This window comes from Actinomadura atramentaria DSM 43919 (assembly GCF_000381885.1).
GTDB classification, from domain to species: domain Bacteria; phylum Actinomycetota; class Actinomycetes; order Streptosporangiales; family Streptosporangiaceae; genus Spirillospora; species Spirillospora atramentaria.
The window spans coordinates 316,677-329,678 of record NZ_KB907212.1; the positions used below are offsets into that span (position 1 = coordinate 316,677).

Consider the following 13,002-nt stretch of genomic DNA (forward strand, 5'->3'; position numbering starts at 1 on the left):
GTGCTGATGTTGCTGTTGAGCTGAGACCAGAACCCTACCGGTGGACGCATCAATTCGGGCGGGGATGCGTCCACCGTCGCTCGGGTGATTTGCCCGGGTTAGATCATGCTCCGGAGTGCCAGGGTCTGGTCGCGGCCCGGGCCCACGCCGATCGCCGAGATCTGGGCGCCCGCCATCTCCTCCAGGGCCCGGACGTACGCCTGGGCGTTGGCGGGGAGGTCGGAGAACGTCTTCGCGCCGCTGATGTCCTCGCGCCACCCGTCGAGGTACTCGAGGATCGGCTTCGCGTGGTGGAAGCCGGTCTGGGTGGTGGGCAGCTCGTCGACGCGCTCGCCGTCGACGTCGTAGGCGACGCAGACCGGGACGCGTTCGAGCCCCGACAGGACGTCGAGCTTGGTCAGGAAGTAGTCCGTGACGCCGTTGACCCGCGTCGCGTACCGGGCGATGACGGCGTCGAACCAGCCGCAGCGCCGGTCGCGGCCCGTGGTGACGCCGTACTCGCCGCCGGTCTTGCGCAGGTACTCGCCCTGCTCGTCCAGCAGCTCGGTCGGGAACGGGCCCGAGCCGACGCGCGTCGTGTACGCCTTGAGGATGCCGATCACCTTGGTGATCTTGGTGGGGCCGACGCCGGAGCCCGCGCACGCGCCGCCCGAGGTGGGGCTGGACGACGTGACGAACGGGTACGTCCCGTGGTCGACGTCCAGCAGGGTGCCCTGCGCGCCCTCCAGGAGCACGACCTTGCCCTCGTCGAGGGCGCGGTTCAGGACGAGCGTGGTGTCGGCGACGTACGGCCGGATGCGCTCGCCGTACGCCAGGTACTCCTCGACGATCGGCCCGGTCTCGATCCGCCGCCGGTTGTAGACCTTGGTGAGGACCTGGTTCTTCTCGCGCAGCGACAGGTCCAGCTTCTGGGTGAGGATGTTCGGGTCGAACAGGTCCTGCACGCGGACGCCCATGCGGTTGATCTTGTCGGCGTAGGCGGGGCCGATGCCGCGCCCGGTCGTGCCGATCCGCGCCTTGCCGAGGTACCGCTCGGTGACCTTGTCCAGCGTCCGGTGCTGGGGCATGATCAGGTGCGCGTTCGCCGAGATCAGCAGGCGGTCCGCGGAGATCCCGCGGGCCCGCAGGCCGTCGATCTCCGCCAGCATGACGGCCGGGTCGATGACCACGCCGTTGCCGATGACGGGGATCACGTCGGGGGAGAGAATCCCGGACGGCAGCAGGTGCAGGGCGTAGCTCTCGTCGCCGATGACCACGGTGTGGCCGGCGTTGTTGCCGCCCTGGTAGCGGACGACGTAGTCCACGTCGCCGCCGAGCAGGTCGGTGGCTTTGCCCTTGCCTTCATCTCCCCATTGGGCCCCGACAAGAACGATGGCCGGCATGCCGCTTTATCCTTCCCACGACGAAGGCCCCGCACGGAGCGGGGCATCGCCGCGGACGGTGACGTCCCGCTCGTCGCCATGCGTTCCCGCACGTGCGAAGGGGCCTCTTACGATGGAATCGTACCCGGAGCGGTGCGCGGGAGGAACCGGGCGGGCCGGACGGGTCGGTCATCCGGCCAGGTCAGGCCGGGCATGATCGCGCCGCGCCGGGCGCGCCGCCCGGCCCGCCGCTCAGCTCAGGACGTCGGCGGCGACGGGGCTGCTGTCGCGCAGGAACGTCCGGCAGCGCTCGGCCTCGGCGTCCTCGCCGATCGCGGCGGCCGCCCGGCCGAGGGCGTGCAGCGCCCGCAGGAAGCCCCGGTTCGGGACGTGCTCCCACGGCACCGGGCCCTGGCCCTTCCAGCCCGCGCGGCGCAGCGCGTCCAGCCCGCGGTGGTAGCCGGTGCGGGCGTAGGCGTAGGACTCGATGACGCTGCCCGCGGCGAACGCGGCGTCGGCCAGCGCGGCCCACGCGCCGGGGTACTCGGGGTGGCGCGCGGCCACCTCGACGGGGTCCACGCCGTCGTCCAGGGCCGTGCGGGCCTCGGCGTTGTCCGGCAGTTCGGTCGGGGGAAGGCCGCCGAGCAGGTTGTGCGTCATGGACGTCATCGTAGGCGGCCCGGACGGGTGACCGTCCGGGCCGCCCCCCGCTCACGTCAGGGCGCTCACTTCAGGCGGCGGCCCGCCGACTGCAGGTTCTCGGCGGCGTGCGTGATGCGCGCCGCCATGTTCGTCTCGGCGGCCTTGCCGTACGAACGCGGGTCGTACTGCTTCTTGTTGCCGACCTCGCCGTCGATCTTCAGTACGCCCTCGTAGTTGCGGAGCATGTGGTCGACGATCGGGCGGGTGAACGCGTACTGCGTGTCGGTGTCGATGTTCATCTTCACCACGCCGTACGACACCGCCTCGCGGATCTCCTCCAGGGACGAGCCGGAACCGCCGTGGAAGACCAGGTCGAACGGCTTGTCCTTGCCGTACTCGGCGCCGACCGCGTCCTGGATGTCCTTCAGGACGGACGGGCGGAGCTGCACCGACCCCGGCTTGTAGACGCCGTGGACGTTGCCGAACGTCGCCGCCAGGATGTAGCGGCCCTTCTCGCCGACCCCGACCGCCCGCGCCGTCGCCAGCGCGTCCTCGGTCGTCGTGTAGAGCTTCTCGTTGATCTCGTTGGCGACGCCGTCCTCCTCGCCGCCGACGACGCCGATCTCCATCTCCATGATGATGTTGGCCTTCGCGCACTCCTCCAGGAGCTCGGCCGCGATCTGGAGGTTCTCGTCCAGCGGGACCGCCGACCCGTCCCACATGTGCGACTGGAACAGCGGCTCCTCGCCGCGCGCCACCCGCTCCTGCGAGATCTTGATGAGCGGGCGCATGAACCCGTCCAGCTTGTCCTTCGGGCAGTGGTCGGTGTGCAGCGCGATGTTCACCGGGTACTTCTCGGCGACGACGCGCGCGTACTCCGCCAGCGCCGTCGAGCCGACGACCATGTCCTTCACCGTCGAGCCCGACAGGTACTCGGCGCCGCCCGTGGACACCTGGACGATGCCGTCGCTCTCGGCCTCGGCGAAACCGCGCAGCGCGGCGTTCAGGGTCTGGCTGGACGTCACGTTGATCGCCGGGTAGGCGAAGCCCTCCCGCTTGGCACGGTCGAGCATCTCCGCGTAGACCTCGGGGGTCGCGATGGGCATGTAAGCGTCCTTTCCTCTGCGGTGGTGCCGCCGGGCGTCCGGCCGGGCGGTTGCGCCCCGACCGCTCGGCTCCAGGTCAGAGCTCCCGGGCGTGCGGTCCGGGCAGGGCATGCCGTCCACCGCCAGTATCCCGTTTTTCCTCCGCCGGGCCAGCGTGGGGTGCCCGCGCGGGCGCGCCCCGCGTCCGTTGATCTCCCGGTCGGTGTGCCGATGTACGGGTACGCTCGCCGTGTGGACCTCGCGCTCATTCCCCTGAACATCACCGAATGGCTGCATCCCGAAGCCTGGCTGCAGCTCTTCGGCACGTTCGCCGTGATCGGCGTCATCGCGATCATCTTCGCGGAGACCGGACTGCTCTTCGGCTGCATCCTGCCCGGCGACTCGCTGCTGTTCACGGCGGGAATCCTCACGGCGGTGTCCGAGGTCAACGGGCAGCACTTCGAGACGCTGTCGCTCCCGGCGCTGCTCATCGGCGGGCCCATCGCCGCCATCGCCGGGGCCCAGTTCGGGCACTGGCTCGGCGCGCGGTACGGCCGCCGCCTCTTCGACCGGCCCGACTCGCGGATCTTCAAGCGGGAGTGGGTGGAGAAGGCCGAGGTGTACTTCAACCGCTTCGGGCCCGCCCGCGCCGTGTTCCTCGCCCGCTTCATCCCCATCGTCCGGACGTTCCTGAACCCCCTCGCCGGGATGCTCGGAATGCCCGCGCGCACCTTCTTCCTCTGGAACGTCATCGGCGGCGTGATCTGGACCGAGGCGCTGTTCCTGCTCGGCCACTACCTCGGCAACGCCGTGCCCGACATCGAGCGGTACATCCTGCCCGGCGTCGCCGTCATCCTGATCCTGTCGCTGATCCCGATCGTCCGGGAGATGCGGCGCGGACGCGGCGGTAAGGGCAACGGTCCGAACAATAATCCTGCGGATGAGTCCCGACCGTCGCTCTCCGGCGACAGTTATCGCTAACCTCCCCATGTGGGACGTCACCGGTCGGACCCCAGGGGTCTCGCGCGCATCCTGATCGCGGCCGTCGCCGTGGCACTGGGCCTCGGCCTGCTGGCCGTCGGCGCCATCGCGCTCGTCAACGCGCTGACCTCCAGCTCCGATCAGCAGTCGCCGCCGGGCGCCGGGTCCGCCTCGCCCAGCGCCGCGCGGTCCTCCCCGCCCGCCCAGGCCGCCGGGGACACGCCCCTCGTCATCCGCGCCGTCGGCGGCTCCACCCTGGTGACGATCACCGACCCCGGCAACAACAACGACGTCGTCTTCCGCGGCACCCTCGCCGCCGGAGAGGGACGCAAGTACGACCAGGCGCCGCTCAGCGTCGTCGCCGCCGACGGCGGAGCCGTCCAGGTGACGATCTACGGCAAGGTCGAGGAACGCCCGGCGGGCCAGCGCGCGACCTGGTACGTGGCGCGGAAGTAGCTTGTGGGGGGGCGACCCCCCACACCCCCCGCGGCGCGGAGCATGCATCCTCACTCGCTGGCGCTCGCTCCGGTGCATCCTCCGCGCTGCGCGCGCCCGGCCACTCGCTGGCGCTCGCGGCCGTGCGCCCGCCGGTAACCCCCTGGGGTGGCCGTTGGGGGCGTGCGGCCGACACCCCCGGTGGTTGCGCTTGCTGGTTGTGGGCGCCCCCCCGCGCTTTCTGGCGGTGCGCGGGGTGCTCACCCTCTGGGGTTGCTCGCCGTTCGCGGGGGCGCCCTCGCTTCGTTTCGGGGCTCCCCCGCAGGTCATGGCGTTTTTACGAGGGTTGCGGGTGGCTGCCGGCGTTCTTGCTTCCGGTTTTCGGGGTTATTCGAGGTTCAGGTCGGGGGTGGCGTAGGGGTGGCGGTAGGTCAGGCCCTCGGCGGCGATGCGGTCGGCCGCGCCGCGTTCGAGGATCGTGGCCACGGCGACGACCTCCGCGCCCGCCGCGCGGAGGGCTTCGACGGCCGTCAGGACCGAACCGCCCGACGTCGAGGTGTCCTCGACCGCCAGGACCCGGCGGCCCGCCACGTCGGGGCCCTCGATGCGGCGCTGGAGGCCGTGGGTCTTGTCGGCCTTGCGGACGACGAAGGCGTCCAGGCGGCGGCCGCGCGCGGCGGCGGCGTGCAGCATCGCCGTCGCGACCGGGTCCGCGCCGAGCGTGAGGCCGCCGACCGCGTCGTAGTCCAGGTCGGCGGTGACGTCCAGCATCACCCGGCCGACCAGCGGCGCGACCGCGCCGTCCAGGGTGACGCGGCGCAGGTCCACGTACCAGGACGCGCGCCGTCCCGACGACAGCACGAAGTCGCCGTGGACGACGGCCTTGGCCTTGATCTCTTCCAGCAGGTCATCACGATCGCTCACACCCAGAACCCTAATGACGCCCGCCCCCGCGCCCGAACCCGCCCGTGCTCCCGCCCGCTGACGCGTCGGTCTCGGGCCGAGCCCTCCGGCGCGGGCGGGCGGTAGCGTGGCGGATCGTCCGGTCGCGGGGCCGGGCGGCGCGCGGTCGAGGGGGGCGGATGGTTCCGGGGACGGTCGTCCTGCTGTGTGAGCCGAGGACGCTCGGCGACGCGGCCGACGAGCTGCGGGCCGGGGGATGGGACGTGCTCGTGCCGGACGTCGCGGAGACCGCCCCGGCGCGGTTCGTGGCGCGGGCCGCGCTGCTCGTGGGCGCGGCGAATCCGGTGGAACCGCTCGTCCTCGTGGGGTTCGGCGGCGCCGGGCCGCTCCTGCCCGCGCTGGCGTCCGCGCAGCGGGCGGCGCACCGGGCCGTCGCCGGGTACGTCTTCGTGGACGCGCGACTGCCGTCGCCGGAAGGCCCGCACGCCCCCGCGCTCCCCGGCGACTGGCCCGACGCCCCCTGCGGCTACCTCCTGACCCGGTCCGCCCAAGGTCCCGGAACGGAGATCGCGCGGCAGTGCCGACTGCGGGGCTGGGTCGTCCGGGAGCGGGACGCGGGAGCGGCGCTCGCAACGGCGCTCCGCGGGCTGATCGAAGAACTCTGACCCGGACATGGCACACGCCACGGCCGACGTCGTCGTAGGCCGTGGCGCGCGTCGTCACGGGCCGCGCGCGGCCGGAGCCGGGCCGTCCGCCGCGTGCCCGGCCGCGGTCGCCGCGTCCGGGCCGAGGCCCCGGTCGGCTCCGGCGGCCGCGCGTTCGGGGCGCGGGGTCAGTGGCGGCCGCGGCCGCTGACCAGGTCGCGGATGCGGTCGGTGGCGGCGACGGCGGGCCCGGCCGTCTTCAGCAGCGCCGGGTTCGGCGGCGTGTTCGGGTGCGGGCGGGTCGGGGCGTGCTTCTTCGCCGCCGCGATGCGGTCGCCCATGCGCTGGGCGCGCTCGGGGTCGAGGACCTGCCGCATGCGCGGCCAGACGGTGCCCTCCTCGTAGGAGATGTGCTCGCGCGCGTCGGCGATGAAGCGGGCCACGGCCTCCTCGAAGTCGGCCTCGCCCGGCTTGGACTTGTCGAGCACGGCGAGCACGTGCTTGGCGTCCTGCTCCTGCCCGACGCCGTGGTCGGCCAGCTCGTCGCCGTCGCCGAGCAGCTCGCGGACGGCGGGCCAGAAGTACTCCTCCTCGACGGCCTCGTGCTTGGACTCGTCGATGACCAGCCGTTGGACCAGCTCGCCGCGCCGCCGCAGCTCCGCCGGGTCGGCGGGCGGGCCCTTGCGCGTCCCGGCCTCCAGCTCGGTCAGCATCGCGCGGACCTCCGCGTGGTCCTTGCCGAGGACTTCGAATACGTCCGCCATGTCGTCCCTTCCTCTCGTCCGGCGGCGCTCCCCGCCGCCTAGGCGGGAGCCCCTGCCCACGAGCGCACGCCGCACACATGCGCCCGGCCGCAGCGGGTGCGCGCCGTCGTCCGGCCGACGCGTTCGGCCGTCCCTTAAAGTGCTGCGTGACGCAGGCCGGCGCGCTGAGGGGATTCGCGGATGAACGACGGGGAACGCCGATTCTCCATTCCCCTCCCCGGTCTTCCGCCGCGCAGCCGGTCGGAGCAGCACCGCGCGGCGACGCCGCTGGAGCTGTTCTTCGACCTTTGTTTCGTCACCGCCGTCGCGCAGGCCGGGGTGAAGCTCGTCCACGCCCTCGCCGAAGGGGAGTACGCGCACGGGATCGCCGGATACGTCATCGTGTTCTTCGCGATCTGGTGGGCCTGGATGAACTTCACCTGGTTCGCCTCGGCGTACGACCGAGACGACGCGCTGTACCGGGCCGTCACGCTCGTCCAGATCGCCGGGGCGCTGGTGCTGGCGGCCGGGGTGCCGCGCGCGTTCGACTCGGCCGACCTGTCGATCGCCGTCACCGGCTACGTGATCATGCGGCTGGCGCTGGCCGTCCAGTGGCTGCGGGCCGCCGCCGGGGAGACCGGGGCCGCGCGCCGCACCGCGCTGCGCTACGTCGCCGGGCTGGTCGTCGTGCAGATCGGCTGGGTGGTCGTCGCGGCGCTGCCGCACGACGTGCGGCTGATCGTGTTCCCGGTCGCCGCGTGCGCGGACGTGGCCGTTCCCGTCCTGGCCGAACGCACCCGGCGGACGCCCTGGCATCCCGAGCACATCGCCGAGCGGTACGGGCTGTTCACGCTGATCGTCCTCGGCGAGTCGGTGACGGCCGCGACGATCGCGGTGCAGCAGGCCCTGGACGAGCGCTGGGAGCTCGGCGAGCTGCTGCCGATCGCCGTGGGCGGGCTGCTCATCGTCTTCGCCGCGTTCCGCGTCTACTTCGCCGTTCCGGCCGGGACGCGGCTGAACACGTCGCGGGCCGCTTTCGTCTGGGGTTACGGGCACTACCTGATCCTCGGCTCGGGGGCCGCGATCGGCGCGGGCGTCGAGGTCGCGGTCGAGCACAGCGACCACGCGTCGCACATTCCGCGGCTGGTCGCGGCGGCGGCGGTGACGGTGCCGACGGCGCTGTTCCTGCTGATGGTCTGGGTCCTGCACGCGCGCCATTTCAAGCGCGACCTCGCCGAGCAGAGCGTGCTTCCGATCGCCGGGGCCGCCGTTCTGGCCTGCACGTTCGCGGGCCGGTGGGCGGTGCTGCTGGCCGGGCTCGCCGCCATCGCGAGCGTCGCGGCCGGTACGGCGCTGGGCGCGCGCGGCACCGATGAATTCACCGAACCGTAGGCATTCTGATTTAAGCCGCTATTTGGTGAGATGCGGCTGCGGCCGGGGTGAACATGCCCTTCCGTGCGGTGTTGATTGGCCTTTCCTGCATTGACGCTTCTCGTGGCCGTTCATTACGTTCGGGCGTGTCGCGAAAAGCCGGTCGTCCTGCGGGAATCCGGCCCGTTCCGGCTTCGTTCCCCGCCGCAGATCCGCACGGAAGAGGACCCGCATGGCTCCCCCCACGGCCCCCGGCGGCCGACCCGCGGCCGAGGTCGTCCATGTCTCGCTCGGCCACGGCACCATCGACGACGCGTGCCGTCGCCGCCGCGCCGAGATCACCGAGCGCGTGCGCGGCCACCGGCCCGGCGATCCGCTGCCGCACGTCGCCTACACCGGTGACGAGCACGCGCTGTGGCGGCGGGTGATGTCCGAGCTGAACCGCGTCCACCCGGCGACGGCGTGCGCGCGGTACCTGCGCGCGGCCGAGCGGCTGCCGCTGCCCGCCGGGCGCGTGCCGAGCCTGACGGAGGTGTCCGGCGACCTGCACGGGCACACGGGGTTCCGGCTGCTGCCCGCCGCCGATCTCGTCCCGGCGCGCGAGTTCTACGCGGCGTTCGCCGAGGGCCGCTTCTCCAGCACGCTCTACCTGCGCTGCCCGGCCGTGCCGCTCTACAGTCCCGACCCGGACGTCCTGCACGAACTCGTCGGCCACGCCGTCATGCTCAGCGATCCGCTGTTCGCCGAGCTGTACCGGCTGTTCGGCACGACGGTCCGCCGCGTGCGGTCCCCGGCGGCGCTGGAGGCGATCAGCAAGGTCTTCTGGTTCACGATGGAGACGGGCCTGGTCCACGAACGGGGCGCCCCGCGCGCCTACGGGGCCGCCCTGCTGTCCTCGGCGGGCGAACTGGAGAGCATCGGCCGCGTGGCTCTGCGCCCGTTCTCGATCCCCGACATGATTCGCCAGCCCTATGACATCTACCGCTACCAACCGACCCTTTTCGTAGCGGACTCCGTAGAAGCCCTGACCAAGTCCCTAAGAGAATTCCTAGCGGAACAGCACTGACCAGCCGGCCGCCCGCAAGCCCAAGCCAAAGCCCCCGAAGCGACCGCGACCACAACACGAGCGCGTGACTAGCCTCACGGTGAAGCCGAAGCCCAGCCCACCGGGGAGCGACCGAAACCACAACGCGAGCGCGTGACCTGCCGCCGGGAGGCGAAGCCGAAGGCGAGCCTCCCGGCGGCAGATCGCGAAGCGATGCCGCGCTCGCCCAGTCCGGGTAAGGTGCGAGCCGCCAGGCGAGCATCTTGGCCCGAGACTGCGATAAAAGGAGCTCCGTGTCGCACGATTCCGCGCCGTCCGCGGGGCGTTTCCCCGAAGGTTCGCCGGGCCCGGCCGACACGCAGGCCGAGGCGGTGGACCAGGCGGGTCCGCCGCCCGCCGAGCCGGGGGGCGGGGGGCTGTTCCGGTCGAGCGCGGTGATGGCGGCGGGCACGCTGGCGTCCCGTGTGACGGGTTTCGCCCGGACGACGGTGCTGCTGGCCGCGCTGGGTTCGCAGGCGCTGGGCGACACGTTCAACACCGCGAACACGATTCCGAACATCATCTACGAGACGCTGCTCGGCGGGATTCTGACGGCGGCGCACGTCCCGCTGCTGGTCCGCGCGCGGGCGAAGTCGGAGAAGTACGGCGAGGAGTTCGAGCAGCGCCTGTTCACGCTGCTGCTGGGCGCGCTCGCGGTGCTGACGGCCGTCGCGATGGCGGCCGCGCCGCTGCTGATCCGCCTGTACGCGAGCGGGTTCACGGCGACGCAGCGGCATCTCGCGGTCGTGTTCCTGCTGTTCTTCCTGCCGCAGATCTTCTTCTACGGGTTCAGCGCGGTCGCGAGCGCGTCGTTGAACTCGCGGTCGCGGTTCGCGGCGCCGATGTGGGCACCGGTGCTGAACAACGTCGTGGTGAGCGGCGTCGGCATCGCGTTCATCATGGTGACGGCGAAGCCGGTGACGCCGGGCAACGTCAGCGACGGCGCGGTGACGCTGATCGCGCTGGGCACGACGGTCGGCGTCGTCGCGCAGGCGCTGGCGCTCGTCCCGTCGCTGCACCGGATGGGGTTCCGGTGGCGGCCGCGCGTCGACTTCCAGCCGGGGGAGCTGCGGTCGCTCGGCGGGATGGCGGGCTGGACGCTCGGGTTCGTCGTCGCGCAGCAGCTCGGCCTGCTGGTGTTCACCAACATCGCCAACACGGCGGGCGTGCGGGGCATCCACGAGAAGGTCGGGTACGGCGTCGGCCTCACCCCGTGGGCGAACGCGTACCAGTTCTTCCAGCTCCCGTTCGCGATCGTCGCCGTCTCGGTGATCACGGCGCTGTTCCCCCGGATGAGCGGGCACGCGGCGGCGGGCCGGTTGAACCGCGTCGCGGAGGACCTGTCGGCGGGGCTGCGGCTGTCGCTGATCATCATCATTCCGTCGGCGGTGCTGCTGTTCGGGTTCGGGACGGAGATCTGCGTCGTGTTCTTCGCGCACGGCGCGACCACGCTCGCGGACGCGTCGATGATCGGGGACGTGCTGCGCGTCTTCGCGGTCGGGCTCGTCCCGTTCGCGGCGCTGCAACTGCTCCAGCGCGGGTTCTACGCCATCGCGGACACGCGGACGCCCGCGCTCGTCGGGTTCTTCACGACGCTCGTCAGCATCGGGCTTTCGCTGACGGGCTTCGCGCTCCTGCCGACGCGGCAGATCGTGCTCGGGATCGCGTTCGCGCAGGGCGCTTCGTGGCTCGTCGGCTGCGTCGTGACGCTGTTCCTGCTGCGCCGCCGCCTCGGCAGGCTGCACGGCCGGGACGTGGTCGGGCCGCTGGTGAAGGCCGCGCTGGCGAGCGTGCCGGTGCTCGCGGTGGCGCTCGCCGCGCACCAGGTCGTCGAGCACAAGGTCGGGCAGGGCCACGTCGCGGCGCTGGTCGCGCTGGTCGTCGGCGGCGTGCTGGGCGGCGGGCTGTTCCTGCTCACCGCGCGGCTGCTGCGGCTGGAGGAGATCGCCGTCGTCGGGCGGATGGCGGCCGGGAAGCTCGGCCGCCGCTGACCGCGGCGCGTCCCGCCGGACGCCCGGCGGGACGCGCGCGGGTCAGCCGTCGAGGGCGGCGAGCTCGCGCTCGATGGCGGCCTGGTGCTCCTCGGCGTCGCGGCGGGCGCGGCGCGGGCTCCACCGGCCCGACATCAGGAACACGAACGGCAGGAACACGACCTGCCCGCCGAGGCACACCCACCACCAGGTGCGCCACTGGCCCGGCCCCTCCTCGGACGCCTTCTTCACCTCCGCGCCGTGCGCCTTGAGCACGGCGAGCTGCGGCTGCGCCTGCTGGACGGTGGCGAGCCCCGCGACGCCGACCTCCTTCGCGGCGCGCGCCGCCAGCTCGGGCGGAACCTGCCCGGCCGGGTACCTGCCGAGTTCGGCGAACAGCTCCGGGTGCGCGCCGACGATCGCCAGCGCCGGACCGGCCTGCTCCTGCGCCGCCTTGACCTCGGTGCCGTGCTCGACGATCGGCGTCACGGACGTCACCACGACCGGCACGAACGCCGCCGACACGGCGACGACGATCCGCAGAATCCAGCCCCACACCGCGAGCCCCGTCGCGGTCGCGGCCGGGTTGTGCTTCTCGACGGTCTCGGTGAAGCACGCCATCCACGGCGCGTACGACAGCCCGCCGAACACGCCGATTCCGATGAACAGCCACGCGAACGTGTAGTAGTCGGTCTCCGGACGGGTCGCCAGCAGCGCGAAGACGGCGGTCGTCGCGACGGACCCGACGCCGCCGACGAGCATCAGCGGCTTGCGGACGCGGAGCCGGTCCGACAGCAGCCCCGCCAGCACGAGCGCGACCGCGTTCGCCGCCCAGTACCAGTTCGCGAGCGCGTTGGCGCGCTGCTCGCTGTAACCGAACGTCGCCGAGAAGTAGATGACGAAGTTCCCGACGGCCGCGTAGTAGAGCAGCAGGTACACGCTGATCGCGAACGCCGAGCCGACGACGTCCACCCGCAGCATCGTCCGCCACTGCCCCGCGTGCTGCCGCGCGGTGTCCAGGCCGCGGGCGCGCGCCTCGATGAGCGCGCGGTCGCGCATGCTGACCATCACCTGGTCGCGCAGGCTGGGGGACAGCTCGCGCAGGCCGAAGAGCGCGACGACGAACACGACGAGCGCGCTGATGCCCGCGTAGCGCAGCTCGTCCGCCCAGTCGGCGGTGTCGAGGGTCGCGCTGGTGACGGTGGTGACGACGAGGCTGCCGACGACCGGGCCCATCGTCCAGTAGCCCATCGCGGTCGCGCGGCCGACCTGCGGCGAGAAGTCGCGGATCAGCGCGGGCGTCGCGACGAGGACGACGCCCTCGATGAAGCTGAGCGCCGCGAACAGCACGAGGTACGTCGTCTTGTCGGGCGCGTGCGGCAGGAGCAGCACGACGACGCCCGCGATGAGCAGCCCGTAGACGACGAGGTTGGCGCGGCCCCAGCGGTCCGCGAGCCCGGCGAGCAGCGACGCGAACGCGCCGATCGCGTTGCCGACGACCGACAGCGCGATGAAGTAGCCGAACGTCATGTGGTACTCGGTGATGATCGACGTCGCCACCGCGAACTGGATGTAGAGCAGGTAGTACAGGACGATCGTCGTCACGACGACGATCGCGAGGTACGCGTAGCGGCGGCCCGCCTCGGGATAGTGCGCGAGGTCGCGGCGCCAGAGCCGGCCGAGGCCGGACGGGTGCGCGGGGGTGGGTGCGGACGCGGACATGGGGCCCTCCTCGGGCGCAGGCGTCCTCCGGCCGGGCGGCGCGCCGGCGGCCGGGCCTGCG

General features: G+C 72.4%; 12 protein-coding genes. 6 read left to right on the forward strand and 6 right to left on the reverse strand.

Features of this window, described 5'->3' with window-relative positions; genetic code table 11:
- Nucleotides 1–98: 98 nt before the first annotated feature.
- From G339_RS0114840 to fbaA, 3 genes are all read right to left on the reverse strand, one after another.
- Nucleotides 99–1,382, reverse strand: a complete 1,284-nt coding sequence (locus G339_RS0114840) for an adenylosuccinate synthase (RefSeq protein ID WP_026341454.1) — start codon at nt 1,380–1,382, stop codon at nt 99–101.
- A gap of 231 nt (nt 1,383–1,613) precedes the next feature.
- Nucleotides 1,614–2,030 carry a DUF3151 domain-containing protein gene (locus tag G339_RS0114845; protein ID WP_019631869.1) on the reverse strand — a complete coding sequence of 139 codons (417 nt, stop codon included), beginning with the start codon at nt 2,028–2,030 and terminating at the stop codon, nt 1,614–1,616.
- A 56-nt stretch (nt 2,031–2,086) separates the two neighbouring features.
- A complete protein-coding gene (gene fbaA, locus G339_RS0114850; protein ID WP_019631870.1) occupies nt 2,087–3,109 on the reverse strand; it encodes a class II fructose-bisphosphate aldolase in 1,023 nt (340 codons plus the stop codon).
- Between the two features lie 231 nt (nt 3,110–3,340).
- On the opposite strand from fbaA, the gene G339_RS33735 reads away from it, so the two are divergent.
- Together G339_RS33735 and G339_RS0114860 are read left to right on the forward strand one after the other, a co-directional pair.
- Complete coding sequence (locus G339_RS33735) at nt 3,341–4,069, forward strand: DedA family protein (protein WP_019631871.1); 729 nt, start codon at nt 3,341–3,343, stop codon at nt 4,067–4,069.
- 9 nt (nt 4,070–4,078) lie between these two features.
- Nucleotides 4,079–4,525, forward strand: coding sequence for a hypothetical protein (locus tag G339_RS0114860; protein WP_019631872.1), 447 nt, complete (start codon nt 4,079–4,081; stop codon nt 4,523–4,525).
- A gap of 366 nt (nt 4,526–4,891) precedes the next feature.
- On the opposite strand, the gene pyrE is transcribed toward G339_RS0114860, so the two are convergent.
- Complete coding sequence (gene pyrE / locus G339_RS0114865; RefSeq protein WP_019631873.1) at nt 4,892–5,428, reverse strand: orotate phosphoribosyltransferase; 537 nt, start codon at nt 5,426–5,428, stop codon at nt 4,892–4,894.
- Nucleotides 5,429–5,586: 158 nt separating this feature from the next.
- On the opposite strand from pyrE, the gene G339_RS0114870 reads away from it, so the two are divergent.
- Entirely contained in the window at nt 5,587–6,072 is a 486-nt protein-coding gene (locus G339_RS0114870) for a hypothetical protein (protein WP_019631874.1), read from the forward strand.
- Nucleotides 6,073–6,239: 167 nt separating this feature from the next.
- On the opposite strand, the gene G339_RS0114875 is transcribed toward G339_RS0114870, so the two are convergent.
- Nucleotides 6,240–6,815, reverse strand: coding sequence for a hemerythrin domain-containing protein (locus G339_RS0114875; protein ID WP_019631875.1), 576 nt, complete (start codon nt 6,813–6,815; stop codon nt 6,240–6,242).
- Nucleotides 6,816–6,995: 180 nt separating this feature from the next.
- Here G339_RS0114875 and G339_RS0114880 point away from each other — a divergent pair, with 180 nt between their 5' ends.
- The 3 genes from G339_RS0114880 (at nt 6,996) to murJ (ending at nt 11,240) form a co-directional block, all read left to right on the forward strand.
- Nucleotides 6,996–8,186: a low temperature requirement protein A gene (locus tag G339_RS0114880; RefSeq protein WP_019631876.1), complete on the forward strand. Its 1,191-nt coding sequence runs from the start codon at nt 6,996–6,998 to the stop codon at nt 8,184–8,186.
- 211 nt (nt 8,187–8,397) lie between these two features.
- Nucleotides 8,398–9,231 carry a phenylalanine 4-monooxygenase gene (locus G339_RS33740; protein ID WP_019631877.1) on the forward strand — a complete coding sequence of 278 codons (834 nt, stop codon included), beginning with the start codon at nt 8,398–8,400 and terminating at the stop codon, nt 9,229–9,231.
- 272 nt (nt 9,232–9,503) lie between these two features.
- Nucleotides 9,504–11,240: a murein biosynthesis integral membrane protein MurJ gene (gene murJ, locus G339_RS0114890; protein WP_019631878.1), complete on the forward strand. Its 1,737-nt coding sequence runs from the start codon at nt 9,504–9,506 to the stop codon at nt 11,238–11,240.
- 42 nt (nt 11,241–11,282) lie between these two features.
- Here the strand turns inward: murJ and G339_RS0114895 are convergent, their stop codons facing one another.
- Nucleotides 11,283–12,941, reverse strand: a complete 1,659-nt coding sequence (locus G339_RS0114895; protein WP_019631879.1) for an MFS transporter — start codon at nt 12,939–12,941, stop codon at nt 11,283–11,285.
- Between the last annotated feature and the right edge of the window lie 61 nt (nt 12,942–13,002).

What these genes read in the sequence shown, in the direction of transcription:
- G339_RS0114840 (WP_026341454.1), bottom strand. Translation starts at nt 1,382, where the DNA reads ATGCCGGCCATCGTTCTTGTCGGGGCCCAATGGGGAGATGAAGGCAAG.
- G339_RS0114845 (WP_019631869.1), bottom strand. Translation starts at nt 2,030, where the DNA reads ATGACGTCCATGACGCACAACCTGCTCGGCGGCCTTCCCCCGACCGAA.
- fbaA (WP_019631870.1), bottom strand. Translation starts at nt 3,109, where the DNA reads ATGCCCATCGCGACCCCCGAGGTCTACGCGGAGATGCTCGACCGTGCC.
- G339_RS0114870 (WP_019631874.1), top strand. Translation starts at nt 5,587, where the DNA reads ATGGTTCCGGGGACGGTCGTCCTGCTGTGTGAGCCGAGGACGCTCGGC.
- G339_RS0114875 (WP_019631875.1), bottom strand. Translation starts at nt 6,815, where the DNA reads ATGGCGGACGTATTCGAAGTCCTCGGCAAGGACCACGCGGAGGTCCGC.
- G339_RS0114880 (WP_019631876.1), top strand. Translation starts at nt 6,996, where the DNA reads ATGAACGACGGGGAACGCCGATTCTCCATTCCCCTCCCCGGTCTTCCG.
- G339_RS33740 (WP_019631877.1), top strand. Translation starts at nt 8,398, where the DNA reads ATGGCTCCCCCCACGGCCCCCGGCGGCCGACCCGCGGCCGAGGTCGTC.
- G339_RS0114895 (WP_019631879.1), bottom strand. Translation starts at nt 12,941, where the DNA reads ATGTCCGCGTCCGCACCCACCCCCGCGCACCCGTCCGGCCTCGGCCGG.